The 25,403-nt window shown below is 68.7% G+C and carries 26 protein-coding genes; 10 read left to right on the plus strand and 16 right to left on the minus strand.

Annotation, left to right across the window (positions count from 1 at the left end):
- Positions 1–17: 17 nt before the first annotated feature.
- Both RWN05_RS00580 and RWN05_RS00585 read right to left on the minus strand, forming a co-directional pair.
- Positions 18–497, minus strand: a complete 480-nt coding sequence (locus RWN05_RS00580; protein WP_314137828.1) for a hypothetical protein — start codon at positions 495–497, stop codon at positions 18–20.
- A gap of 214 nt (positions 498–711) precedes the next feature.
- On the minus strand, positions 712–858 hold the full coding sequence (locus RWN05_RS00585) for a hypothetical protein (protein ID WP_157579891.1): 147 nt from the start codon (positions 856–858) through the stop codon (positions 712–714).
- Positions 859–958: 100 nt separating this feature from the next.
- On the opposite strand from RWN05_RS00585, the gene RWN05_RS00590 reads away from it, so the two are divergent.
- Complete coding sequence (locus RWN05_RS00590) at positions 959–1,186, plus strand: RNA-binding S4 domain-containing protein (protein WP_314137831.1); 228 nt, start codon at positions 959–961, stop codon at positions 1,184–1,186.
- Positions 1,187–1,217: 31 nt separating this feature from the next.
- On the opposite strand, the gene RWN05_RS00595 is transcribed toward RWN05_RS00590, so the two are convergent.
- A complete protein-coding gene (locus RWN05_RS00595) occupies positions 1,218–2,057 on the minus strand; it encodes a hypothetical protein (RefSeq protein WP_314137833.1) in 840 nt (279 codons plus the stop codon).
- A 213-nt stretch (positions 2,058–2,270) separates the two neighbouring features.
- On the opposite strand from RWN05_RS00595, the gene RWN05_RS00600 reads away from it, so the two are divergent.
- The 3 genes from RWN05_RS00600 (at position 2,271) to RWN05_RS00610 (ending at position 6,175) form a co-directional block, all read left to right on the plus strand.
- Positions 2,271–2,453, plus strand: coding sequence for a hypothetical protein (locus RWN05_RS00600; RefSeq protein WP_064295074.1), 183 nt, complete (start codon positions 2,271–2,273; stop codon positions 2,451–2,453).
- Positions 2,450–5,425 (plus strand): AAA family ATPase, encoded by a 2,976-nt coding sequence (locus tag RWN05_RS00605; protein ID WP_314137836.1) that lies wholly within the window; start codon positions 2,450–2,452, stop codon positions 5,423–5,425. The genes RWN05_RS00600 and RWN05_RS00605 overlap by 4 nt, the downstream gene beginning before the upstream one ends.
- 207 nt (positions 5,426–5,632) lie before the next feature.
- A complete protein-coding gene (locus RWN05_RS00610; protein WP_314137838.1) occupies positions 5,633–6,175 on the plus strand; it encodes a GNAT family protein in 543 nt (180 codons plus the stop codon).
- Between the two features lie 64 nt (positions 6,176–6,239).
- Here the strand turns inward: RWN05_RS00610 and RWN05_RS00615 are convergent, their stop codons facing one another.
- From RWN05_RS00615 to RWN05_RS00635, 5 genes are all read right to left on the minus strand, one after another.
- Complete coding sequence (locus tag RWN05_RS00615) at positions 6,240–6,401, minus strand: hypothetical protein (protein WP_175116889.1); 162 nt, start codon at positions 6,399–6,401, stop codon at positions 6,240–6,242.
- Positions 6,402–6,454: 53 nt separating this feature from the next.
- Entirely contained in the window at positions 6,455–6,625 is a 171-nt protein-coding gene (locus tag RWN05_RS00620) for a hypothetical protein (protein WP_314137841.1), read from the minus strand.
- A gap of 121 nt (positions 6,626–6,746) precedes the next feature.
- Positions 6,747–7,466, minus strand: coding sequence for a tyrosine-protein phosphatase (locus RWN05_RS00625; RefSeq protein WP_314137843.1), 720 nt, complete (start codon positions 7,464–7,466; stop codon positions 6,747–6,749).
- Positions 7,467–7,511: 45 nt separating this feature from the next.
- The gene (locus tag RWN05_RS00630) at positions 7,512–7,667 is read right to left on the minus strand and encodes a hypothetical protein (protein ID WP_175484395.1); all 156 of its coding nucleotides are present in this window, start codon (positions 7,665–7,667) and stop codon (positions 7,512–7,514) included.
- A 47-nt stretch (positions 7,668–7,714) separates the two neighbouring features.
- On the minus strand, positions 7,715–8,824 hold the full coding sequence (locus tag RWN05_RS00635) for an acyl-CoA desaturase (RefSeq protein ID WP_314137845.1): 1,110 nt from the start codon (positions 8,822–8,824) through the stop codon (positions 7,715–7,717).
- 285 nt (positions 8,825–9,109) lie between these two features.
- Here RWN05_RS00635 and RWN05_RS00640 point away from each other — a divergent pair, with 285 nt between their 5' ends.
- Positions 9,110–9,862: a GAF and ANTAR domain-containing protein gene (locus RWN05_RS00640; protein WP_314137847.1), complete on the plus strand. Its 753-nt coding sequence runs from the start codon at positions 9,110–9,112 to the stop codon at positions 9,860–9,862.
- 114 nt (positions 9,863–9,976) lie between these two features.
- Positions 9,977–10,555, plus strand: a complete 579-nt coding sequence (locus RWN05_RS00645; RefSeq protein ID WP_064295082.1) for a TerD family protein — start codon at positions 9,977–9,979, stop codon at positions 10,553–10,555.
- A gap of 30 nt (positions 10,556–10,585) precedes the next feature.
- Here RWN05_RS00645 and RWN05_RS00650 read toward each other — a convergent pair whose 3' ends face one another.
- Positions 10,586–11,614, minus strand: a complete 1,029-nt coding sequence (locus RWN05_RS00650) for a SulP family inorganic anion transporter (protein ID WP_399542866.1) — start codon at positions 11,612–11,614, stop codon at positions 10,586–10,588.
- Here RWN05_RS00650 and RWN05_RS00655 point away from each other — a divergent pair.
- Positions 11,527–11,880, plus strand: coding sequence for a MerR family transcriptional regulator (locus RWN05_RS00655; RefSeq protein ID WP_314138582.1), 354 nt, complete (start codon positions 11,527–11,529; stop codon positions 11,878–11,880). The two genes, RWN05_RS00650 and RWN05_RS00655, sit on opposite strands and share 88 nt — an antisense overlap.
- Positions 11,881–11,909: 29 nt before the next feature.
- On the opposite strand, the gene RWN05_RS00660 is transcribed toward RWN05_RS00655, so the two are convergent.
- Both RWN05_RS00660 and RWN05_RS00665 read right to left on the minus strand, forming a co-directional pair.
- Positions 11,910–12,284 (minus strand): hypothetical protein, encoded by a 375-nt coding sequence (locus tag RWN05_RS00660; RefSeq protein WP_314137849.1) that lies wholly within the window; start codon positions 12,282–12,284, stop codon positions 11,910–11,912.
- 51 nt (positions 12,285–12,335) lie between these two features.
- On the minus strand, positions 12,336–12,830 hold the full coding sequence (locus tag RWN05_RS00665; protein ID WP_314137850.1) for a MarR family winged helix-turn-helix transcriptional regulator: 495 nt from the start codon (positions 12,828–12,830) through the stop codon (positions 12,336–12,338).
- A gap of 91 nt (positions 12,831–12,921) precedes the next feature.
- On the opposite strand from RWN05_RS00665, the gene RWN05_RS00670 reads away from it, so the two are divergent.
- Positions 12,922–13,854, plus strand: a complete 933-nt coding sequence (locus RWN05_RS00670; protein ID WP_314137851.1) for an NADP-dependent oxidoreductase — start codon at positions 12,922–12,924, stop codon at positions 13,852–13,854.
- Between the two features lie 90 nt (positions 13,855–13,944).
- Here RWN05_RS00670 and RWN05_RS00675 read toward each other — a convergent pair whose 3' ends face one another.
- The 5 genes from RWN05_RS00675 to RWN05_RS00695 all read right to left on the minus strand — a co-directional run bounded on the left by RWN05_RS00675 (position 13,945) and on the right by RWN05_RS00695 (position 22,438).
- Complete coding sequence (locus RWN05_RS00675; protein WP_314137853.1) at positions 13,945–17,556, minus strand: family 43 glycosylhydrolase; 3,612 nt, start codon at positions 17,554–17,556, stop codon at positions 13,945–13,947.
- Between the two features lie 74 nt (positions 17,557–17,630).
- On the minus strand, positions 17,631–18,674 hold the full coding sequence (locus tag RWN05_RS00680) for an ABC transporter permease (protein ID WP_121291161.1): 1,044 nt from the start codon (positions 18,672–18,674) through the stop codon (positions 17,631–17,633).
- Entirely contained in the window at positions 18,671–19,795 is a 1,125-nt protein-coding gene (locus RWN05_RS00685; protein WP_399542841.1) for an ABC transporter permease, read from the minus strand. Before RWN05_RS00685 ends, RWN05_RS00680 begins: the two co-directional genes overlap by 4 nt.
- Complete coding sequence (locus tag RWN05_RS00690) at positions 19,792–21,318, minus strand: sugar ABC transporter ATP-binding protein (RefSeq protein ID WP_314137857.1); 1,527 nt, start codon at positions 21,316–21,318, stop codon at positions 19,792–19,794. The genes RWN05_RS00685 and RWN05_RS00690 overlap by 4 nt, the downstream gene beginning before the upstream one ends.
- A 121-nt stretch (positions 21,319–21,439) precedes the next feature.
- Positions 21,440–22,438, minus strand: a complete 999-nt coding sequence (locus RWN05_RS00695) for an ABC transporter substrate-binding protein (RefSeq protein WP_086472835.1) — start codon at positions 22,436–22,438, stop codon at positions 21,440–21,442.
- A gap of 267 nt (positions 22,439–22,705) precedes the next feature.
- Here RWN05_RS00695 and RWN05_RS00700 point away from each other — a divergent pair, with 267 nt between their 5' ends.
- Entirely contained in the window at positions 22,706–24,289 is a 1,584-nt protein-coding gene (locus RWN05_RS00700) for a sugar ABC transporter ATP-binding protein (RefSeq protein WP_121291157.1), read from the plus strand.
- Positions 24,282–25,319, plus strand: coding sequence for a LacI family DNA-binding transcriptional regulator (locus tag RWN05_RS00705; protein ID WP_314137860.1), 1,038 nt, complete (start codon positions 24,282–24,284; stop codon positions 25,317–25,319). Before RWN05_RS00700 ends, RWN05_RS00705 begins: the two co-directional genes overlap by 8 nt.
- Positions 25,320–25,403: the final 84 nt, after the last annotated feature.

The following is a 25,403-nucleotide window of genomic DNA, read 5'->3' on the forward strand; positions in this document are numbered from 1 at the left end:
CGGTCAGGGCCTCGGCGTCACTCCGCCTGCGGTGCGCGCCACGTGCCCGCTCCACCGAAGGACACCGACTCGAGCGTCGCACCCTCCGGCACCATGATGAGCTGGCACCCTTCCGCCTTGCCAACGGACACCTCGCCGAGACCGGTGCAGTCGAAATCCCCACCGAAGTTGAGGACGTTGATGGGCGACGCCTCACCGTCCGACGCCTTGGCCTTCCAGAAGTTCTCGTTGAGGTCGCCCTCCGAGCCGTCGTTGAAGGCCACCTCGTACGTCACGAAGTATGGCGTCTGGCCGGCGAGCTCGTCGAGTTCGAGCGCCGCGACGTCCTCCGCGGTCCGCTGCTCGATCCCCGTGACCGTCATCGTCCCTTCGGTGATCCGGACCTCATCGCCGATCTCGCCGCCCGAGCTCCCACATGCGCTCAGGAGCAGCAGTGCGGGAACGGCCAAGGCTGCTGCCGAGGTGCGGATGATGCGCTGCCGGTATGTGTACCCCATGGTGATGTCCCCCTGATCGACGGTTGTTGTTCTCAGGGTCCAGATTGGGGCACACCACGACGGCGGCTCAATGGGGACTGCTCCCCACCGCTTGCCGGTCGAGGTCGACACCCGGGCGGATCGCGGCGAGGGTGAAGACCAGAACAGGCGCCCGTCTCCGTGAGGGGACAGACGCCTGAGCGCATCACCGACCGCGCGGGGCCGAGGATCGGGACTAGCGGTTCTTGACCCGCGTGACCGCGTCGGTGTTCTCCGAACGCGCATTGCCGGCCTTCTTGTCGGCTTTCGCGGTGCGCTTCTCCTTCAGCGTCTTCGCGGGTGCGGTCTTGCCGCCTTCTTTCCGTGCGGACTTCTCGCCCATGGTGTTGCTCCTTTGCGAGCCACGATGGCCCGGTACCGCTGAGGGTACAACCACATGCTGTCCCCGAGTCCAGTGAACCCATCCTTGTTAGCATTCGGGGATGACGAACCCGGCACACATCACCGACGTCCCGATCGGCGGCGAGGGCATCCGACTCGGGCAGTTCCTGAAGTTCGCCGGTCTGCTCGACTCCGGCGGAGACGTGAAGGCGGCGATCGCCGACGGCGCGGTGCGGGTCAACGGCGAGATCGATCGCCGACGCGGCCGGCAGTTGCAGCTCGACGACGTCGTCTCCCTCGAGGGGCGCAGCGTTCGCGTCCGCCCCTGAGCGTCCGGTACCTGGACACCGCCCCGAACGCTCAGCCCGAGGTGGTCGCCGAACCTGCGACCCCGCCCGACTGAAGGGTCGAGGGGAACGTCAGCGTGGCCGCCCACCATACGTCGGATTCGGGCAGGTGCACGACGACGATCCCGTCCTCCGTCGCCCGCTGGCTCACCCGGTAGCCGGGGATCCGCGGCGGGAAGCCGGACACGGCGGCCGTGTGACTCGCCGGTACGGTGAGCGTCGCCGGTTCACCGACCCGGAGCCCGTCGGAGCTCGACTCGATCCGGCCCGTGAGCTCCAGGACCTGTCGTCGACCGTTGCGGCCCGTCGCGCGCGGCACCGCCCCACTCAATGCGAACACGACGTCCGGCTGCCGGGTTCCGGGGCGGAACGCGAGCAGTCGGATGCTGTTGCGCACCGCGATGACGGACCACCAGGCGAGCAGTGCGGTGAGGAGTGACATCGTCACCGCCCAGAACCACTGCCAGAAGTCCGGGCCGGCCGGCGCCTCGAGCGTGACCTCGCCGGTCTGGTCGCGGACCCAGATGTCGAGCGTCTCGCCCACCTGGATCGTGTCACTGCGGATCTCGTCCGATCCGGCCGTCCCAGGCACCTCGTAGGTCACCGTGACGGTGCGGTACTCCTCCCAGTGCTTGCTGCGTCGGCTGCCTTCGAGCACCCGCTCCGTACCCTCGTCGACCACCTGTCCGGTGGTCGTCGTGTAGCTCGCCGTGAGGTCGGCGGCGAGGTCCCTGACGTTCCCGAACCCGATGAACCCCGCGACGGCCGTGAGGAAGATGAGGGTGATCACCAGGACGGTGCGCCCTCGTACCGCGCGACTCAGGTAGGTGCGGTCGATCGTGGTCGTGCTCACTGCAGCCCTCCGGTTCTGGACCGCTCCGGGCCGACACCGACTCTAGGAGGGATCGGCCGCGTCGGACGATGGGGAGGACTCCCCAGGTCGACGGCAGCTCCGACCGCGCCGGTCCCGGCCATCTAGGGCAGTTGCCCGAGGTAGGACACGGGCCTCAGCGAGGAACGTGAGTGGTCGAGCACGGACACCGACCCCGTGCGCAGCGGAGGACCCATGTTGATCACGAGCGCGAGTCACAGCCCGTTCACGTCCGTCGAGACGAGACGGTTCATCGAGCAGGAACTCCAGCGGGATCTCGAGCGGGAACGTCGCCGCCGGGAACGACGACTGGAGGAGCAGCGGCGACTCGCGGACGCCGCGGCCGATCGTGACGAGGGTGGGACCATGGAGTGGTGAGCCTGCCCACCACCAGCCCGACGATGATCGGGCGCGCCTCCGATCTTCGAGCGCTCCAGGCCGTGTTCGACGCCGTCGCCGCGGGTGAGTCACGCAGTGTGGTCCTGAGCGGCGAGGCCGGTATCGGCAAGACGCGCCTGCTCACCGAGTTCACGCGGTCGGTCCGGTCGTCGGCGCTCGTCATCACGGGCCAGTGCGTGGACCTCGGTGACGTCGCCGCGCCCTACGCACCGGTCCTCGGCCTCATGAAGGACCTCGTCGCGCAGCGCGGGCGCGACGCGGTGCTGGAGGCTGCGGGTCCGGGCAAAGCCTCCCTCGCGACGCTGCTGCCGACACTCGGTCCCGATGCGGAGGATCAGCGGGAGGGCGGCGTCGGGAGGCTCCACGAGACCGTCGCCGTGCTGTTCGAAGCGCTCTCCCGCGACCGGCCGGTCGTGGTCGTCGTCGAGGACGTCCACTGGGCAGACGGCGCGACGCTCAGCCTGCTCGCGTTCCTCGTCCGCGCGCTCACCTGCGATCGCGTGATGATCGTGCTCACCTTCCGGAGCGAGGACGTCCCCCGCGGACACCCGTTGCGCGGGTTCCTCGCCGAGCTCGACCGCACGAGGCGCGTCGAGCGGCACACCCTCGAACGGTTGAGCCGCAGCGACGTGCTCCGCCAGGCGATCGCCATCCGCGGAAGCTCCCTCGACACGGTCTCGATCGACAGCGTGTACGCACGGAGCGAGGGCGTTCCGTTCTTCGTCGAGGAACTCCTCGGACTGGAGGTGGACCGGGACGGCGACGAACTCCCCGACACCCTGCGCGAGCTCCTGCTGGCGCGCTACGAGCGACTCCCGCCCGCGACCCAACAGCTGCTGCGCGTGATCTCGGCCGGTGGTGTCTGCGTCGAGCACACCCTCCTGGAGCGGGTGTTCACGGGCGGCCCCGACGCCCTCGACACCGGTGTGCGGGAGGCGATCGGGTCGAACGTCCTCGTCGCGGACGCGACCACGTACGAGTTCCGACACGCACTGGTCCGGGAGGCGATCCACGACGACCTGCTGCCCGGCGAACGGAGCCGGTTCCATGCGGGGTTCGCCGAGGCGCTGGAGGCAGGCGTCGGTGGTGAGCCGGTCGCTGCCGCGGTGTCGCACCACTGGATGCTCGCCCGCGACTTCGGACGGGCCTTCCCCGCGACCGTCCGCGCCATGGAGCAGGCTCACGCTGCTTACGCGTACAGCACGGAGGCGCAGCTCGGCGAGCGTCTCCTGGAGATCTGGGACCAGGTGCCCGACGCCGCGGCACTCGTCGGGCGCTCGCGTTCGGAACTCATGCGACGGACGGCGAGCGCCTTGCGGAACGCCGGGTGGACGGACCGGGCGATCGCCATGGTCGACGAGGTGCTCGCGACGCCGGAGGAACGCGACGACCTCGACCAGGCCAAGCTCCTCCGTGACAAGGCGTTCTACCTCGCCAACCTCGGGCGACCGGGCTCGGTGGACCTCCTCGAAGAGGCGCTCGACCGGGTCCCACCGGGCACCCCCGGCGACCTGCGCGGTGTGCTGCTGACGAGCCTCGGCGCACGGCACATGATCATCGGGCGGCTGGAACGGGCGATCGAGTACGCCGACGAGGCCGCCCGGGAGGCCGTCCGCACCGGTTCGGCACGGAACGCCTCGGTCGCGGCGAACATCGGTGGGATCGCGCGCATCCACCACGGCGAACTGGAGAGCGGCAGCAGGATGCTGGCGACCGCTGAGACGCTGGCGGACGGCGACGGCAGCGCGCTCCTCCGGTACCGGGTGAACGCGTCCGACATGGCGAACCTGCTCGGTTCCTACGAGGAAGCGCTCGCGTCGGCATTGGAAGGCGTCGCGCGGGCGAAGGAGCTGGGCGTCGAGCGCAGCTCGGGGCTCATTTTGTCGTCGAACGCGGTCGACCCGTTGGTGGCGCTCGGTCGCTGGGACGAGGCGGAGGAACGGGTCCACCGGGCCCTGGCACTGCAGCCGCCCCTCGCCTTCTCGGTGTACCTGCGCCAGTCGCTCATCCTGCTCACCCTCTGGCGTGGCGACGCCGAGAGCGCGGCGACCCTGTACCGCCGGTGGCGGAAGGGGATGCTCTCCCTGTCCGGCCTGGAGGTGCAGACGCGGTTCGGCGTCGCCCGCGTCGTGATGCAGGTCGGGCTGGCTGCCGGCGACCTCGCCGGGGCCTGGTCGCCGGCGGGGGTCGGCGTGTTCGACGCCCCGGACCACCGCCCGATGCCGGCGTACGACCTCCCGGCACTGGCGGACGCGGCTCGCGTCCTGGCTCGGGTCCGTGTCGCGCTGGCCGCCGGCACACTCGACGTGGAGTCCGGACCATTCGCAGGGGTCGACGACGATCGGCTCCGCCAGCTGGAGGAACGCTGGCGGGCACTGCTCGCCGAGGAGCGGTTCTGGCCGACCGCGCCACTGTGGAGCGCGCTGGTCGACGCCGAACTCGGCGGACCGGACGGCACCGGGAACGACGTCGGCGCGTGGGAGGCGGCTCGCGCGATGGCCGAGCATCCGTTCGCACCGGCCGCGCTCGCGCCCTACACGGCGCTCAGACTGGCAGAGGCGCGCGTGGCAGCCGGTGACCGTCCTGCCGCGCAGGACACGCTCGTCATCGCGGTCGCCGAGGCGGCGACGCTCGGTGCCGGCCTCGTGCTCGACGGTGCGCGGGCGTTGGCGGAGCGGGCGTCGCTGAACCTCGACGGCCGCCCCCGAGCGCGCGGCGCCAGCGGCTCCATCGAGTTGACCGCCCGAGAACGCCAGGTGCTGCAGCTCATCGCGGAAGGCCTGAGCAACCGTCAGATCGGCGAGCGCCTGTTCATCAGCGCGAAGACGGCGAGCGTCCACGTCTCGGCCATCCTGCGGAAGCTCGGTGCGGCGACCCGGACCGAGGCCGCGATGATCGCCGGAGCGAGCGGATTGCTCGCGGCGAACGCCGGACGCACCGACCGCCCCTGACGTCCGCCCTGGCGGTGAAGCGGGCCCCGGCCGGAATCGAGGGGAAGCCGGCCGGGAACCCCGACAGGGCGAAAGGGTCCTGTCGGGCATCAGCGTAATGACGGGGCGAGACGACACGTGGCCTGTTGCGTTCTTTGGACAGGCGTGCGCGTTCGACAGCTCACCTCCGCTCGGCACACACCGTGGCGACCTTGCGATACTGGGCGGATGTCACCGTTGAGCCTGCAACCGCTCGAACGCCCACGGGACGACGACGCGTTCGTCGAGTTCCTGAGCGCACACGAGTTCCCGTTCCACATGCAGCCGCGACCGACCGCGGAGGAGGCTCGTGAACGCCTGACCTCCGGCATCGTCGACGGGCCCGGTGCCTTCGGATGTTGGGTACTCGCAGACGGCGAGGTGGTGGGAATCGTCGCCCTCGAGGACCTCGAGGACGACACGGCGTTGATCGACCTGCGGCTCGCCGAAGACGCGCGAGGGCGCGGGATCGGAACGGCGATCCTGCCGGTCATCGTCGCCGAGGTCTTCGGGCGGTTCCCGTCCGTCCGCAAGCTCGAGGGGCAGACCCGCGAGGACAACGTCGCCATGCGTCGCGCCTTCCGTCGGGCCTGCTGGGTGAAGGAGGCCCACTACCGCGAGGGCTGGCCAGTGGCCGGCGGACAGCCACTCGCATCGGTCGCCTACGCGATCCTCCGGAGCGACGTGCAGTCGGGCACGACGACGCCGGTCCCCTGGGACGACGAGCCGTGAACCTGGCCCGCGTCCATCGCCGGGTAGGAGCGCCGAGGACGACCCTGACGCGGACCTTCCGCCGTCAGCCGGGGAGCTCCCACGAGGGATCGCGCAGGAGCGTGGTCGCATACCCGTCGCCGCGCGCTGCCGCGATCTCGTAGGCCTGTCGTGCTGCGGCATCGTCGCCGAGTGTGTGGAGCAGGTTGCCGAGACTGCGCGCCGAGCGGGCATCTCCGACAGCCATCGCCCGGAGACAAGCGCGCAGCCAGGGCGACCCGGACGAGCGCGCAGGCGCGTTCAGCGCCGGTCGTTCAGCGAGCGCTGGACGGCTCCTAACGCGATCGTCCCCACGATGAGGACGAGGCCGATGATCCCGAGCCAGAACAAGCCCTTCAACACGAACCCGACGATCGAGAGAACCGCCCAGAGGACGAGGAGGACGACGATGACGACGGCGAACTTCTGCACGAGAATTGGGTTCCTGTTCCGATGGTGATGTCGACTGCCGGGATCGGATGACGATCAGCCAGGACCCTAGCAGGACGGCCTCTGCGCCAGCCGGAGTTCGGTCACGGCAGGAGGAGCTCGGTCACGGCAGGAGGAGCCGACGCAGTCCGGCCCGAGCCGCCTCGTCGAGAGCCAGGGCGTCGAAGACCCCGTCCGCGTCGGCGACGAAGGCTCGCACGTGCGGCGTCACGTCGTCGAGGAAGGCGTCGACCTGCTCCGACGTCCACGACGCCTGGCGGTCGTGGGTCGGGCCGCCGTGGGGCGCCGTTCCGGCCATGGCACGCACCGATGTCGCGTAGTCGTCGACGATGGCCTCATCGGGGACGCCGACGTTGGCGAGCAGCAGCGCGCTGATCATGCCGGTGCGGTCCCTGCCGGCTGCGCAGTGCACCAGGATCCCGGGTTCGGACGATGCGACTGCTTCGAGCGCACCGCGGACGAGCTCCGGCAGGATACGCACATTGTGCGGCCAGTACTCCGGGGAGTCGAGGATCGGCAGGCACACCGCGCGGAACTCCGGATCGGTCTGATCCTCGGTCGGCGCGAGCGTGATCACCAGCTCGGCTGGAGGACGGACACCCGGGTCGGTTTCGCGCGCTCCGGTCTCATCAGCGCTGCGGAGATCGACCACGGACCGCAGCCCCCATCGCATCGCTGCGTCCCACCCTGCAGCGGTGAGCAGCTCGCGTCGGGGACCCCGCGCGATCCGCCCGCGCGCCGTCAGGCCGGTGGACGACAGCGGGGTCGGCAGACCGCCGAGATCCCTGAGGTTGCGCAGGCCGTCCCAGTCCAGATTCCGCATCCGGCAGAGCGTACCCGAATCGTCCGGGCGGCTTCCGACTGCGAGCTAGCGCTTGCTGGCGGCGCGGCGGATGGCACCGAAGACGATCGTGCCGAGGAAGAGGACGATGCCGATGATCCCGAGCCACAGCAGACCCTTCAGCGCGAAGCCGACGATGGAGAGGATCGCCCAGATGACGAGGAGCACGATGATGATCTGCATGGCTTGGGTTCCTGATTCCGTGGGGTGATGGTGGTCGGTGAGGTGGCTCAGTGTATGCGGAGCTCGGCGACGAGCGGGCACGCGAACGGATCGCGAGCTCCGAGACCGACGCGGTTGAGGTAACGGATGACGATCCCGTACGAGCGCAGCAGCGTGGTCTCGGTGTACGGGACGTCGAGTGCGGCGCAGTGGTCGCGGACGAGTCGTCGAGCCTCCTTGAGCGCAGGACGCGGCATCGAGGGGAAGAGATGGTGCTCGACCTGGTAGTTCAGGCCGCCCATGAGGAACGACACCCACCATCCACCGACGACGTTCCGCGACGTCAGGACCTGGCGGGAGAAGAAGTCGACGTTCGCGTCATGGGCGATCGTCGGCATCCCCTTGTGGTTCGGGGCGAACGAGGCACCCATCATGACGCCGAACACCGCGAGCTGGACGCCGAGGAACGCGCACGCCATGCCGAACGGCAGGAACCAGAACACGACGGTGAGGATGATCCCGAAGCGTGCGACGAGCATCACGCCCTCGACCACCCGGTCGCGCACGCCGGCCCGCGTCCCGACACCGCTGACGACGGAGCGGATCGCGAGCCAGTGCAGGTTGAGGCCTTCAAGGGTGAGGAGGGGGAAGAACAACCAACCCTGGTGACGGTAGAAGATCCTCGCCGCCCGGTTCCGCACCGTGTCGACGTCCTCCGGCAGGAAGCGGATCGTGTCGGGCTCGATGTCGGGGTCCTTCCCCACGGTGTTCGGATTGCCGTGATGGCGCGTGTGCTTGTTCATCCACCACGAGTAGCTCAACCCCACCAGGAAGGTGCCGAGGAAACGGCCCGCCCGGTCGTTCCAGGCACGGGACTCGAACACCTGCCGATGCGCGGCCTCGTGCGACAAGAAGGCGAACTGCGTGAACAGCACGCCCAGAGCGGCCGCGACCAACAGCTGCATCCAGGAGTCACCGAGGAACGCGAAGGCGACCCAGCAGCCGGCGGTGGCGAGCACCAGGACGGCGAACAGCGTCCAATAGAAGCCGTGGCGTCGTCGGAGCAGACCGGCCGACTTCACTTCGGCGAGGATCGCGGAGTAGCTCGAGGTGCCACCAGCCCGCGTTCTCCCGCTGGGTCCGGTCTTCCGGAACCCGCTGCTGCGTTCGACCGTCATCGGACGCCCTCCGCCGGTGGGACGGGCGTTCTCGTCGACCGAGCGGGTCGCCGAGAGCGCACGAAGAGAAAGCCGACGTGGTGCGTGCTCATGAGGCTCCTGGGCGTCATCAGAAAGGACGAACAATCCGGCAACCAGGGTCTGGGGCAGCGCTCGTTCAGCGTAGAACGGTCTCGCGACCCGGCGCAAATCCGCGCGAGCGCGTCTCGACGGCGGCGGTCATCGACGGCCTCCGGCCTCGGTTACGGTTGATCCGCAGATCAACAGATGAGGACTGACACCGCCATGGACGATACGCGCGAAGCACGGCTCATCGAGACGTTCGTGACCCTCACCGACAGCCTCGTCGCCGATTACGACGTCGTGGACGTGCTGCAGACGCTGGTCGACCGGGCGGTCGAACTGTTCGACGCTGCCGCCGGGGCCATCCATCTGGCCGACCGCGACGACGTCCTGCAGGTCGTCGCGTCCACGAGCGAGCGGAGCGAGTTCATCGGCCTCATGCAGCTCAACGCAGGAGAGGGGCCCTGCATCGCTGCGGTGACGAGCGGTCTCCTGGTGACGGCGGAGAGCGCCGACGAGCTGCGCGAGCACTGGCCGAGGTTCGCGGAAGCGTCACAGGAACGCGGATACGCGGGCGTCCACGCGATCCCCATGCGGCTCCGCGACACGATCGTCGGGTCTCTGAACCTGTTCCGCGAGACCGAGGGCGCCCTCAACGGCGCCGACGCCCGCGCAGCCCAGGCGCTGGCCGATGTCGCGACGATCAGCCTCCTGCAGCAGCGGACGATCGAGAACGCGACGCTCGCCACCGAGCAACTTCAGCGCGCGCTCGACAGCCGGGTCGCCATCGAGCAGGCGAAGGGGTATCTGGCGCGGGCGGCGGGTGTCGACATGGACACGGCCTTCGGGATGATGCGGCAGTACGCACGCGCCCGCCAGCGGCGGCTCGGTGACGTCGCCGCTGCGGTCGCGCGCGAGGAGCTGCCACTCGACGACGTCACAGCGGCGGACTCCACCAAGGCGGACGGCGACTGATCCCCGCTGCGGCCGTGGGGGCTGGCGGATCCTCCACAACCCACTCCAAACTCAGCCGGAACAGGGCAGGATGGAGGTTCGAACATCACCGAGCACTCTCGAAGGAACACACCCATGGCAGGCCTCAGCCTCTCCAAAGGCAACAACCTCTCGCTCACGAAGACCAGCCCAGGGCTGACCATCGCCACGGTCGGTCTCGGGTGGGACCCGCGCACCACCGTCGGCGTCGCGTTCGACCTCGACGCCTCCGCCATCCTCGTCGCCGAGAACGGCAAGATCCGAACCCCTGCGGACTTCATCTTCTACAACCAGATGTCGACGCCCGACGGCTCGGTCGTGCACCAGGGCGACAACCGCACCGGCGAGGGTGACGGCGACGACGAGCAGATCACGATCGACCTCCGCGCTGTGGAGCCCGACGTCTCGCGCATCGTCATCGCGGTCTCGATCCACGACGCCGACAACCGCCGCCAGAACTTCGGCCAGGTCCGCGATGCCTTCTGCCGGGTCATGGACCAGGATCAGCAGGAGATCGTCCGCTACGACCTCACCGAGGACGCCTCCCAGGAGACGGCGATGCTGTTCGCCGAGATCTACCGGTACAACTCGGAGTGGAAGTTCCGTGCCGTCGGCCAGGGCTACACCACCGGCCTGGCCGGCATCGCGGGCGACTTCGGCGTCCCGCTCGACTGAGCCGGACGCAGGAGCCGGCGCGACCGGCGGTCAGTGACCGCCGGTCAGCTTGCCGGCCAGCCGGGCGTGGATCCGCGTGCTCGCGTCGTTCATCCCCTCGATGACGACCCGCTTCCCGCGACGCTCGTACTTCGTGGTGATCGCGTCGAGGGCGGCGACGGTCGACGCGTCCCAGACGTGCGACTGCGAGAGGTCGATGACGATCCGCTCCGGGTCGTCGGCGTAGGCGAACTGCGTCGTGAGGTCGTTGCTGGACGCGAAGAACAGCTCTCCGGTCACGGTGTACCGGGCGGTGGGCGTCGCTGCGGACAGGTCGACCGTGCGTTCGACGGTGGCGAGGTGGGCGACCCGCCTTGCGAACACGACCATCGCGGCGATCACACCGATGACGACACCGATCGCGAGGTTGTGCGTCAGGACCACCACGACGACCGTGGCCACCATGACGACCGTCTCACCGAGGGGCATGGCGCGGAGGGTCCTCGGGTTGACACTGTGCCAGTCGAAGGTCGCGACGGACACCATGATCATCACCGCGACGAGCGCGGCCATGGGGATCACCGCGACCACGTCGCCCAGCGCGACGACCAGGACCAGCAGGAACACCCCGGCGAGGAAGGTCGAGATCCGCGTTCGCGCGCCCGAGGCCTTCACGTTGATCATGGTCTGGCCGATCATCGCGCAGCCACCCATGCCACCGAAGAACCCCGAGAGCACGTTCGCGATCCCCTGGCCCAGAGACTCGCGGGTCTTGCCCGACGGGGTGTCGGTGACATCGTCGACGAGCTTGGCCGTCATGAGCGACTCGAGGAGCCCGACCAACGCCATCGCGGCCGCGTACGGCGCGATGATCGCGAACGTCTCCAGCGTGAACGGCACGTTCGGGATGAACAGGGTCGGCAGGCTGCGCGGCAGTTCGCCTGTAAGGGTTGATGTGAAGTGAGGCGACCGTGACGAGCGAACCGACCACCATGCACATCGGCGAACTGGCCGAGCGCACCGGACTCTCGCTCCGCACGCTGCGACACTACGACGACGTCGGCCTGGTCTCGGCCTCAGCGCGCACCGAGGGCGGCTTCCGCTTGTACACGCAGGACGACTACGACCGCCTCATCCTCATCCGGCGCATGAAACCACTCGGCTTCTCTCTCGAGGAGATGGCAGAGCTCCTCCGGGTGATCGACGCCATGGACACCGCACCCGACGACGTCACTCGCGCGATCCTGGACGGCTTCATCACCGACGCGGCCGAGCGTCGCACCAAGCTGCAGCAGCAACTCGCGATGGCGGACGAGTTCGTGTCACTCCTCGAAGCGCGCCGCTGAGGACACCCTCGGCTCCTGACGCCCTGCGCTCAAGACAGACTGAAGCCTCGGGTGACCGAGAACACCCACGTCAACACTCCGGCGAACGTGTATCCCGCGACCGGCAGCCACACCGACGTCCTCCAACGGACACCCTCGCGTGAACGAGCGCCCGCGAGGGCGTTCTTGCCTGTCGTCAACGCGGTGAAGAGCACGAGGGCCGAGGTCATGACCCGGTCGCGCGCAGCCGCTCCAGGGGCATCCAGATCAAGGGTCCCGAACACCTGCATCGCAAGATCCGTCACGAGCGGTCGAAGGACGATCTGCAACACGAGCACTGCGGCCGCCGCGACGAGCGCCAGGCCACCCGCGACGACCATCGGATTGCGCGCGGTCGGCCCGACTTCACGCTCTGGAGCTGCCATTGCCGAATCCTTCCGAGGAGGAACAGCTTCGAGTTTCCCAGATCCTGGCGATCACGCCTTGCGACGGCGACCCGCCGAGCGTGGCGGAGCCGCCCGGAGGCGCGCGCTGACCCGCCCGAGGATGCGGGCGAGCTCGCTGACGTCGTCGTCGTCGAGCGGCGCGAAGAGCAGGTCCCTGACGGCCTGGATGTGGCCGGGGAACACCGTGGCGAGCACGTCCCGGCCGGCCGTCGTGATCGCCACGACCGTGCTGCGTTCGTCGTCCGGTGACGGCGAGCGGGTGATGAGTCCCCGCTGGTCGAGCAACTGCGCCTGGTAGGTGAGCCCACTACGGCTGTAGACCACGCCATCCGCGAGATCCGTCATGCGCAGGTGACCGTCCGGCGCATCACCGAGGCGCGCCAGCAACTGGAACTGGACGTAGCTCAACTCCCCCGCCTCGCGGAGCTGCTGCTCGACCGCCGGACGCAGGAGGCTGCTCACCTCGGTGAACGCGAAGTAGGCGCCGAGTTCGGTCGGAGTGAGGGGTACAGGCGTTTCGGTCATGCGTCCATTCTAGGTGTTGCTTCGAGTTCGAAGCAGTGTTATCGTCATGCCAGTTGCTTCAAATTCGAAGCACTTGACGAAGGAGAGCATCATGCAGGCAGTCCAGTTCCACGAGGTCGGCGGACCCGAGGTCCTCCACTACGGCGACATCGAGCAGCCGACTCCGGCCCTCGGACAGGTACGCATCCGCGTCGCAGCGTCGGCGTTCAACGCGGCCGACAACGGCATGCGGGCCGGGTTCCTGCCGATCCCGGTCCAGCTCCCCCACGTCCCCGGGTACGACGTGTCGGGCACGATCGACGCGCTCGGTGAGGGCGTCGAGGGGCTCTCGGTCGGCGACGCGGTCATCGGCTTCCTCCCGATGGAGCTCGACGGCGGTGCGGCCGAGTACGTCGTCGCACCGACGGAGGCCGTCGTCGCAGCACCGACGACCATCCCGCTCGCGGACGCCGCAGCCCTCCCCTCGGTCGCCCTGACCGCCTGGCAGGCGCTGTTCGACGACGGCGGTCTCGAGTCGGGTCAGCGCGTCCTGATCGTCGGCGCCGGCGGGGTCGTCGGCAAGTACGCGATCCGACTCGCCAAGCGCGCCGGGGTGCACGTCATCGCGACGGCCAGCCCGCGGAGTGAGGCGGCGGTGCGGGCCGCCGGAGCGGACGAGGTCGTGGACCACACGGCGTCCGACCTCCTCGGTGCGGTGTCGGCACCCGTCGACGTCCTCCTCAACCTCGCGCCGATCGACCCCGAGCAGTTCGAGGCGCTCGTCGGGCTCGTCCACGACGGCGGTGCAGTGGTGAGCACCACCGCGTGGATGCCGACGCCCGGGGACGAGGCACGGCAGGTCCGCGCGGCGACGGTCTTCGTCCTGCCGAACCGCGACCGCCTGTCGACCCTCGTGTCGCTCGTCGACGAGGGATCGCTGACGGTCGAGGTGACGCGACGGATCCCGCTCGCCGAACTGCCCGCGCTCCACGCCGAAGCCGCTGCCGGCCGGATGGCCGGCAAGGTCATCGTCCTGCCGGCATGATCAGCGCGGTTCGTCGCGACCGGACAGACGGCGATCCCGCCCGAGGTGACGATGGTCACCCCGGACGGGATCGGTGCTGGCGGGCGCGGGCTACGACGCGACGCGTCGGCGACGGACGACCAGCCACGCACCGGCGGCGAGGAGCAGCCCGGCCAGGCCGACGAATCCGACGACCGAGACACCGGTGGTCGAGAGCGCACCAGGACCGGAGCCCGCGGCGCCCGGAGCCGCGGCATCCGCTGCCAGGACGGTCAGCGCCGCCTCGGCCGTGATGCCCGAGTCCGCACCCAGCGCCTGCAGCGTGTGTGCACCCGGCACCACGGAAGCGGGCACCGTGAGCGTCGCCACGAACGCACCCGAAGCGTCCGCGACGACGGTCCCGAGGTCGGTCGGGGTGGAGAACAGGGTGAACCGCACCTGCTCCCCCGCGGCGAAGCCGGACCCGGACACCGAGAACGACTCACCCACCCGCACCGACGGCCGGTCGATCGTCAGCGTGCCCTCGGCACCGGGAACCGCGATCCGCTGCGGGCCGACGCTCTCGAGGGTCGGGACGACCGGGTTCATGAGGCCCGTCTCCGGGTCGAACGTCAGTCGGTCGATCGTCGTCTCGCGGTGCTGGCCGTCACCACCCGGGATGGCGAACCGGTGGTAGACGATGTACCAGTCGTCCGTGCCCGGCACGTTGAGGATCGAGCTGTGACCGGTGGCGAGGATGCCGAGTTCGGGTTTCTTCTGCAGGATCACACCGCGGTACGTCCACGGGCCGTCCACACTCGTCGCCGTCGCGTACCCGACCCGATAGTTCTCCGAACCGGTGTCGTCGATCGAGTACGTCAGGTGGTAGATCCCGTCCCGATAGTTGACGAAGGCACCCTCGCGGAAGTCGGTCAGGCCGTCGATGCGCTTGAGCGTGTCGGCCTTGATCGACAGCATGTCGTCCGACAGCTCCGCGTACACCGGCGAACCGTTGCCCCAGAACAGGTAGCTCTTCCCCGTCTCCGGGTCGGTGAACGTGGCCGGGTCGATCGCCTGTCCCGAGGTCACCGCTTCGTCGTTGAGGATCATCGCGTTCGGCTGAGCCGTGAACGGACCGGCCGGACTGTCCGCGACGGCGACGCCGATGGTCTTCCGGTCGACCGAGGGGTTGTGGCCACTGAAGTAGAAGAAGAACTTGCCGTCCTTCTCGCCGATCGTCGGCGCCCAGGCGTTGCCGGTCGCCCACGGCACGTTCCCGTTCGCGCCGTCGAGCGTGAGGATCGGCTCCGCCGAACGCTCCCAGTCGACGAGGTTTTTCGACGACCAGACGAAGAACTCCTTGCCACCCCAACCGGCGAAGCCGTCGGTGGTCGCGTAGATGTAATAGGTGTCGCCCCAGACGAAGACGTTCGGGTCGGCGTAGAGACCGGGGATGACCGGGCTCTTCATCTCGACCGCCCGCATCGTCCACGTCACGGCCTCACTCGAGGTCGGCGTCAACGTCACGGTCACGGGGCTGCTGAGGTCGAGGGCGGTCCCCGAGGCGGGGCTCGCCGTGACACCGGCCGCGGTCGTGAAGGTCGGGCTCAAGGCGGTGCGGTCCGTTCCGGGCTGAACCGGGAAGACGACCTCGTGGCGGTCGTCGTCGACGATCGGGGCGGTCTTCAACACGTCCTCCTCGAGGCCGATGTCGGTCAGTGCCGCGGTGTTCCCGGAGCCGGCGAGCACCTCGACCGCCGAGAGGGCGCGGTTGTAGATCGCGAACTCGCGGAACGCGCCCTTCAGCCGGTTGTCGGCGTCGTAGTTCGAACGGCCCAGGTAGTTGGCGCTCGTCCACCCGCCGCCGATGTCTCCCGGATCCGCCGTCACGGTCCCGGTGCCGACGGCGATGCCGTCGAGGTAGATCGTGGCCGTGGTGCCCTGCAACGTGTACGTCAGCTTCGCCCAGCGACCGCGCGTCAGGTCCTTGCCCTGCGACACCGTCTGCTCCGTGCTCCAGTTGCCGGTCGCGAGACTCGTCCGGTACGCGTTGCCGGTGCTGAACAGGTAGCCGTCGCCGGCGCCACCGGTGGTGTTGCCGAGCCCGTAGATGAAGTACGGGTTGGCCTGCGTGGGGTCGATCCAGACCTCCGCCTCCACCGTGACGTCGGTCACCCCGGCGAGCAGGTCGTCCGGCAGCTTGACGTAGTCGTCGCCACCGTCGAGCTGCAGCGCACCGTCGGAGAAGGTCGCACCGCCTTCGACCGTCGCGTCGAGGCCGTTGCCGGACACGTCGCTGAGTGTCGAGCCTGCGGAGCCGGCGAAGTCGTAGCGGACGATCTCGCCGTCCTCGTTCGCGGGCACCGGCTCGGGTGCTCCGCCGAGGCTGTCCTCGAGCAATTGCAGCTCTGCGGCCGTGACCGGGAGCACCGTGCCGTGGCGCGGGCTCGCAGGAAGGTCGTAGTCCTTCGCGACCTGCCAGTCCGGGTTCGCGATGTCCTCGGTCTCGAGCGGGATGTAGCCGCGCCCGCCGTACTCGTCGACGAAGAGGTAGAACTTGTCACCGTTGACGTCGCCCGGGTTGGCGGCGAACGCCGTCGGCCCCTCGACCGCGCTGGTGCCTGCGTCGCGACCGATGCAGGTGTCGAGCACCGTCCAGGACTCGAGCGTGGCCCGCAGGTCTGTGGAGGACTCCTGGATGATGTCGGCGCACCCGGTGCCACCGGCGCCCTCGTCCTTGGTGAAGCGGTAGTAGGTGTCGCTCGACTTGATCACCGTCGAGTCGATCCGCGAGACACCCTGGTCCTGCCAGACCTGCGGCTCGCTGAACGTCGTGAAGTCGCGGGTGGTCGCGTACATCATGCGGTGGTAGCTGTTCCCGGTGTGGTCCGGGTCGTCGGCGTCGTAGAGCGACGAAGCCCAGAAGACCACGTACGCGCCGATCGTGTCGTCGTAGTACGCCTCGGGTGCCCAGGTGTTGCCCGCGTTCTCCGGTGCGACCTCGATGTGCCGCTGGTCGGACCAGGTCACGAGGTCGTGGGACTCCCACACCTCGAGGTAGTGGCTGCCCGTGCGGACGGAGTCTCCCCAGGACGTGCCGCTGCCGATCGAGAGGTCGGTGGCGATGAGGTAGAAGGTGTCGCCCTCGGGAGAGCGGATGAGGAACGGGTCGCGCAGCCCCTTCGTACCCTCGTCCGAGGTGAGGACCGGGCGTCCGGCGTTGAGTTCGTTCCAGTCGAGCGCGTTGTTGCCTTCACTGGCGGCGAAGTAGATGTTCTCGCCGGCGAGCGAGTTGCCGGTGAAGTAGGCGAAGGCGTAGCCCTCGTAGTCGGGGGTCGCGATCGCGGCGCGGACGGTCGCCGTGAACTCGCGCGTCGCGGTCGCCTCGCCCTGGCTCAGCGTGGCGGTCAGGGTGACGGTGGTGTCCGTGGCGGGCCGCGTCACGACACCGTCGGTGGTGATCACGGTGGTGTCCGACGACGCCCAGGCGATGTCGATCCCCTCGGGTGCTCCGGGCAGGGTCAGATTCCCGCGCACGTCGTCGACGTTCGCGATCGAGAGCGCCGCCGCGGCGGCGTCCAGGTCCTCCTGCGCCGTGGGGGCGGTTCGGAAGTTGGACTGGGAGGTCGCTGTCGGGGCGGTCCCCGGCGACACCGCTGCGGCGGCGCCGGAGGCACCGACGAGCGGCAGGATCAGTGCCGCGACGGAGGTCGCGACGACCGTTTTGAGGCGCAGTTGTCTCATGGGGGGTGGTTCTCCTGGTTCGGCGTCGTTGTCGAGCGGGATGGAACGGGTGGTGCGGTGGGGGTGTGCGGGCGTCAGGTCTTGCGTTTGCGCGAGACCACGAGTCGCTGGAGGAGGACGAAGACGAGCAGGATGCCGCCGGTGATGATGGTGGTCGCCTCCGGCGGGATGCTGCCGTCGCGGGTGATGAGCACGTTCATGAGGCCGAGGACGAGCGCGCCGACGACTGAGCCGAGGACGAAGCCTGCGCCTCCGGTCAGCAGCGTGCCGCCGATGATGACCGCTGCGATGGCGTCGAGCTCCCAGCCGACGCCCGTGATGTTCTGGGCGATGCCGAGCTTCGAGGTGTAGACGACGGCCGCGAGACCGGCCAGCGTGCCGCTGATCACGTAGACCATGAGCTTCGTGCGGACCACGGGCAGCCCCATGAGGAGCGCCGACTGCTCCGAGCCGCCGATCGCGTAGACGGTCCGGCCGAGGCGGGTCTTGTGGAGCACCACGAACGCCGCGGCGACGACGAGGACGGCGATCAGGACGTTCGGCGTGGTGATGAGGTCGTTGATCTTCGGGCCGTCGATCACCTTCCACTCGGTGGAGAGCGAACGGATCGGCGAGTCGTCGGCGAGACGCTCGGGGGTGGTGCTGAGCATCGAGGCGAGACCGCGCCCGAGGAACATCATCGCGAGCGTGGCGATGAACGGTTGCACGTTGAAGTACTGCACGAGCACGCCCGAGAACACGCCGAACGCGGAGCCGATCAGGATCATGATCACCATGACCGCGATCGGGTTCCAGCCCGAGTTCGCGAGCATCACCCCGATCAGGCTGCTGATGGCGATGATCGCACCGACGGAGAGGTCCACGCCGCCCGTGAGGATCACGAAGGTGAGTCCGACGGCGAGGATGATCAGGTACGCGTTGTTGATGAGCAGGTTCGAGATCGTGCTGGCCTGGACGATGCGTCCGTAGGCGATCTCGCCGTAGACGACCATGCCGATGAAGATGACGACGGCCGCCAGGGTGGGCAGGGTCTCGAGGTTGGGCGTCAGCCGGGACAGCAGCGAGCGCCGTGGGAGCACCGGAGCGTCGGGCGTCGGTCGGTCGGTGAGGGTGCTCATGCTGACACCGTTTCCTTTCGCGTGGGGACCGACGCCGTGGGCGTCGTCCGGGACTTCCGCCGGGCGAACAGGGCTCTCACGCGCTGTGACTGGAGGAGGCAGATGATCACGATCACGACGGCCTTGAACGCCGGCGTCGCCGAGGAGGGGATGGAGAGGAACACGATCGTCTTGTCGAGGGTCGCGATGAGGAGCGCGCCGATCACGCTGCCGGTGAGGGAGAACTTGCCGCCGGCGAGCGAGGTGCCGCCGATGACGACCGCGAGGATGGCGTCCATCTCCGCGTTCAACCCGGTCTTCGCCACCTCGACCGTCATGACGCTGGCGGTGCTGAAGATCCCGGCGACACCCGCGAGGACGGCGCTCACGATGTAGACGGCGATGAGGATGCCGATGGGGCGGATACCCGCCATCCGGGCGGCGCGCGGGTTGATGCCGATGGACTCGATCATCAGGCCGAGCGCGGTGCGCCGGACGAGGAACGCGACGATCGCGACGATGACACCGGCGATGATGAAGACGACGGGGAATCCGAACACGGTGCCGTTCGCGAGCCAGCGGAAGGGCTCGTTCGTGGCGGAGGTGTTCTGCCCCGAGGTGATGACCTTCGCGAGGCCTCGACCGGCGAGCATCGTGATGAGCGTCGTGATGAACGGTTGCAGGCCGACGATCGAGACGAGCACCCCGTTGACCGTGCCGAGGAAGGCGCTCACGGCGAGCGCGAGCAGCGCGGCGACGATGGCCGAACCCGCGTCGCCGCCGCTCTGGTTGCTCATGAACTCCATCGACACGGCGCCGGAGACGGCCATGACGGAACCGACCGAGAGGTCGATGCCGCGGGTGGCGATGACGAGCGTCATCCCGACCGCGATCATCATGATCGGGGCGCTCGCTCGCAGGATGTCGATCGGGTTGCCCGACAGGTTGCCGGTCGTGCCGTTGACGGAGATGCCGAGGTAGCCGGGGTCCTTGATGAGGTTGATGACGAGCAGGAGCAGCAGGGTCACGATCGCCCAGATGTAGGGCTGGTGGACGATGGTGCTGACGACGCCGCGGGCCGAGCCCTGGCCGCCGCGTGCGGAGGAACCGGAACGGGCCGGCCCCTGACTGGTGGCGCTCACGTGGCGCTCCCTTCGGTGGCGATCAGGTCGACGATGGTGTCTGCGGTGACCTCGGGTCCGTTGACGATCTCGCCGATCTTACGGTGGTCCTTCAGCACGATGATCCGCTCGCTCAAGCGCACGACCTCCTCGAGCTCGGAGGAGATGAACACGACGGACATCCCGTCCTCGGCGAGCGCGGCGATCGCCTCCTGGATCTCGGCCTTGGCGCCGACGTCGATGCCACGGGTCGGCTCGTCGAGCACGATGAGCTGCGGCTTCGTCGCCAACCATCGGCCGAGGAGCACCTTCTGCTGGTTGCCGCCGGAGAGGTTCTTGATGGGTCGTTCCGGGTCGGAGGGCCGGACGTTGAGTTCGAGCAGGTACTTGTCGCAGAGCTCGTTCTGCTCGCGGCGGGACAGCGGACGCGCCCAGCCCCTGCGGGCCTGGACGGCGAGGATGAGGTTCTCCCGTACGGTCAGGTCGCCGATGATGCCTTCGTCACGTCGGTTCTCCGTGGAGAAGGCGATCTGCTTCGACAGGCCGGCCATGGGCGTGTGGACCTCGGCGGTCGCGCCGTCGATCGTGACCGTGCCGGAGTCGGGACGGTCTGCACCGTAGATGAGCCGACCGAGCTCGGTGCGGCCCGACCCGAGGAGCCCTGCGAGACCGACGACCTCGCCGGCGTGGACCTCGATGTCGACGGGGTCGATGGAACCCTTCCGCCCGAGGTCCTTGGCGCTGTAGAACGCCGGGGTGTCGGCTGTGGCGGTGCGGCCGCGGTTGGAGCCGAGGGCGGCGAGCGCGCCGTAATCCTTGCCGATCATCTTGGAGATGAGCTCGGTGCGGTTGAGGTCCGCGGTGCGGTACTCCCCGACGAACTCGCCGTTGCGGAGCACCGTGAGTCGGTCGCTGATCGCGTAGACCTGGTCGAGGAAGTGGGAGACGAAGAGGATCGCGACGCCCTGGTCGCGTAGTCGGCGCATGACCTGGAAGAGGCCTTCCACTTCGTTGGCGTCGAGGCTGGAGGTCGGCTCGTCGAGGATGAGCACCTTCGACTTCGTGACCATGGCCCGGCTGATCGCGACGAGCTGTTGCAGCGCGAGCGAGATGCTCGAGAGCGGCTGCTTGGGGTCGATGTGCCCGAGGCCGAGCCCGACGAGCGCTTCGTGTGCGGCTTCGTGGGTGCGGCGCCAGTTGATGCCGAAGGGACCGCGGACCTCGTGGCCGAGCATGACGTTCTCGCCGACGGTGAGGTTGTCGCAGAGGTTCACCTCTTGATAGACGGTCGAGATGCCGGCGCTCTGCGCGTCCGCCGTTCCGGAGAACGAGCGGGGTCCTCCGGCGACCAGGATCGTGCCGGAGTCGATCTTGTACACCCCGGTGAGCGCCTTGATGAGCGTCGACTTGCCGGCGCCGTTCTCGCCCATGAGCGTGTGGACCTCGCCGGGGAAGAGGCGGAAGTCCACGTCTTGCAGGGCTTTGACGCCCGGGAACTCGATGGAGATGTGCTGCATCTCGACGATCGGCTCGGTGATTGCCATGTCTGCCTGGTCGTTCTGCCGGTCGATCCGGCGTCGTCGCCGGGGAGTCTGGTCCCCGGGAAGCGGGTGGGCGGTCGCCCGGCAGCGAAGGGGGGGGTGGCTGCCGGGCGACCGGGTCGGATCAGTAGGCGCGTTCGGGCAGAGCTGCCGTCGCAGCGTCCGGAGAGTCGAACGTGACGCTCGGCACCACGATGTCCGATTCGACCTTGTCGCCGGCGAGTGCCTTCTTGACGATGTCGATCGCGGTCTCACCGAACAGCGGGTTGTACTCGGCGACGAAGCTCAGGCGTCCGGCGGCGAGTGCTTCGAGCGCCGCCTTGGTGCCGTCGATCGTGATGATCTTGACGTCGGTTCCGGGCTTCAGGCCGGCCTCCTCGACGGCGAGTGCGGCGCCGAGGCCCATCTCGTCGTTCTGTGCGAAGACGAGCTGGACGTCGTTGTTGTTCGCCTTGAGGATGGTCTCGAAGACGCTCTTCGCCTCTTCGGTGGACCAGTTGGCCGACTGCGACTCGAGCTTGGTGAAGTTCGGGTCGATGGTGTCGTCCCAGCCCTTGTTGCGGTCGTTGACGACGGAGAGGCCGGGAGGGCCCTCGAGGACGACGTATTTGGCGCCGTCGGGGAACTGACCGTTCGCCCACTCGGCGGCCGAGGCGCTGATGCCGACGTTGTCGGGGGCGATGCGGCTCGTGTAGAGCTCGGTGTCGTTCGGCTCGATGCCGCGGTCGAGCAGGACCACGGGGATCTCGGCCTCTTTCGCGCGCTCCAGGACGCTCTCCCAGCCGGTCGCCTCTGTGGCGGAGAGCAGGATGGCGTCGACGCCCTCGTCGATGAACGAGGTGAAGGCGGTGATCTGCGAGTTCTGGTCGCCGTTCGTCGCCGGTGCGTACTTGAGGTCGAAGCCGTTCTCCTTCGAGAACGAGTCCTGGATGTTCTTCTCGTTCGCGGTGCGCCATCCGCCCTCGGGGCCGACGGCCACGAAGCCGATGGTGGTGAGTTCGCCGTCCGAACCGGCGTCGCCGTCGGAGCTTCCGGAACCGCTCGAGCAGGCGGTCGCGCTGAACGCGAGAGCACCGACCAGGGCGAGGCCCGCGAGTGCGCGGACACGTGTTGTCTTGAACATTGTTCTCCTCTTTGAGACCCGCGGTCCCGACGATGGGTGCGGCGTGAATGTGACGTGCGTGGTGCTGCGGTGACGCAGGTGGTCAGCAATTGTTAGCGATCACATCTGCGTTGTGCTGAACATTAGCCACGGCTGGGAAGAGTTGTCAACAGGCAATGTGAGCCCTCACAATTCCTGCGGAGCGGCCTCCCGGCGGTGCCGTCGCGCGCGCTAGAGTCGGGTGATCAGCGGACACCCGGCCGCGACCACCTCGATGGAGAGCTGCAGATGACCTCGCCCACGCCACTCGTGCAGTTGCGCGGTGTGTCCGTGAGCTTCCCCGGCGTCAAAGCGCTCGACGACGTCGACCTCCGACTGTTCCCCGGCGAGGTCCACTCCCTCATGGGCGAGAACGGAGCGGGGAAGTCGACCCTCATCAAGTCGCTGACCGGGGTCCATCGGATTGACAGCGGAAGCATCCTCCTCGAGGGACGCGAGGTCTCGTTCTCGAGCGTCGCCGACGCCCAGGCGCACGGGATCAGCACCGTCTACCAGGAGGTCAACCTCCTCCCCAACCTGACCGTCGCCGAGAACATCCTCCTGGGCCGCGAACCACGTCATGCCTGGGGAGGGATCTCGGGGAGGCGCATGCGTGAGCGCGCACGAGAGTTGCTCGCCGTCGTCGGACTCGACATCGACCCGGCCTCGCAGCTCTCCGCCCATCCGCCGGCGATCCAGCAGCTCGTCGCGATCGTCCGGGCGATCGCCGTGCGCACCAAGGTGCTCGTCCTCGACGAACCGACCTCGAGCCTCGACAACGACGAGGTCACCGAACTCTTCCGGGTCATCTCGATCCTCAAAGCCGAGGGCGTCGCGATCCTCTTCATCTCGCACTTCCTCGACCAGGTCTACGAGATCTCCGACCGCCTCACCGTGCTGCGCGAAGGCCGACTCGTCGGCGAATACCTCCCGCACGAACTGCTCCGGATCGACCTCGTCCACAAGATGATCGGTACAGAGCTCGCGACCTTCGACGAGATCCGACGCGGGCTCGACACCTCCGATGAGGGCGACGCCCTCGACGGTGAGGACCCGTTCGTCTCGGCCATCGGGCTCGGGCGCCAGGGTGCGATCGAACCGATCGACCTGAAGGTCTACGAGGGCGAGATCGTCGGCATCGCCGGACTGCTCGGCTCAGGACGGACGGAGCTCGCCAGACTCCTGACCGGCGTCGACCGGGCCGACACCGGCACGGTGGAGGTGGCCGGGAGGGCCACCCGCCTCGGATCCCCGCGCCGCGCCCTCAAACAACGGATCGTCTACGCGTCGGAGAACCGTCGCACCGAGGGGATCATCGGCGACCTCAGCCTGCGCGACAACATCGCGCTGGCCCTCCAGGCGGACCTCGGGTGGTTCAGACGGATCCCGCTGCGTCGGCAGAACGAACTGGCCGAGAGCTACATCCAGGCGATGGGCATCAAGCCGGCGAATCCCGATGCGCTCATGAAGGAGCTCTCAGGAGGGAACCAGCAGAAGGTACTCTTGGCGAGGTGGCTCGCGCTCGCTCCTCGGTTGCTCGTGCTCGATGAACCGACCCGAGGCATCGACATCGGCGCCAAGGCCGAGATCCAGAAGCTCGTGACCCGGCTCGCCGAGAACGGTCTGTCGGTCGTGTTCATCTCAGCCGAACTCGAGGAGGTCCTGCGCATCAGCCACCGGATCGCCGTGCTGCGCGACCGACGGAAGGTCGCCGACCTCCCGAACTACGACCTCACCGTCTCGAAGCTGCTGGCCGCGATCTCGGAGGGGCCTGATGAGGCCTCGCCGGAACCGATCACGACCGCCGACGACGAGAGGGGACCGCGTGGCTGAGCCGTCCCGTCATGCGACGATCTTCGACGTCGCACGGCTCGCGGGGGTCTCGCACCAGACCGTGTCACGGGTGCTGAACGACCTCCCGAACGTGCGGCCGGCGACGAAGGCGCGGGTCGACGAAGCGATCAAGCAGCTGCGCTACGTCCCCTCCCCCGCCGCCCGGACGCTCGTCACGAAGCGATCCCGGACCATCGGCCTCATCGCCACCGGCGGCACCGAGTTCGGGCCCTCGTCCTCGGTCTTGCACTTCAACGCGGCGGCCCGCGACGCACGCTGGTCGGTCTTCACCGCGAACATGGTGGACAGCGACCCGGGTTCCGCGCGCGCAGCGGTCGAGGGGTTCCTGCGCCAGAACGTCGAGGGCATCGCCGTCATCAGCGCGCGCGAAGGGGTCACCGACATCGTGGCGGGGATGGAACTCAGCGTGCCGCTCGTCGCCCTGCACGCAACGCCACGCGCGGGCATGGTGACCGTCGGCGTCGACCAGTACGCCGGCGCGCGTGCGGCGACCGCCCACCTCATCGCGCTCGGCCACCGGCGTATCGGGCACCTCGGCGGACCACCGGACGCGATCGACGCCCGCGAGCGTGAGCGTGGCTGGCGGGACGAACTCGCTTCAGCGGGTCTCGTCGCGCAGGTCGTCGGGACCGGCGACTGGACGCCGACGTCCGGATACTCCCTCGGGCGTCAGCTGGACGACGAGGTCACCGCGGTGTTCGCCGCCAACGACCAGATGGCGCTCGGCCTCATGCACGCCCTCACGGAGCGCGGCCTCCGGGTCCCGCTCGACTTCAGCGTCGTGGGGTTCGACGACATCCCCGAGGCGGAGCACCTGTCGCCACCGCTCACCACCGTGCGGCAGGACTTCGAACAGGTCGGCCGGACCCTGCTCGCGACCCTGCTCGACCACGTCAATGGAGAACCCCCGGGAGCGGTGCCGCCCTCGGTACCGGAGCTGATCCTGCGCGACTCCACGGCGACGGCGAACGCCGAGTGCTTGGCGAGGCGCAGCGTCGACGTCCCCTGAGCGTCTCCGGTCACTGAGCCCCACCCGGTCCCTGAGCCACCCACCCCGGTCCCTGAGCCTGTCGAAGGGCGAATTCCCAGGCAC

Origin of the sequence: uncultured Plantibacter sp. (assembly GCF_963518075.1) — a bacterium.
In the GTDB taxonomy this organism is placed as follows: Bacteria; Actinomycetota; Actinomycetes; order Actinomycetales; family Microbacteriaceae; genus Plantibacter; species Plantibacter flavus_A.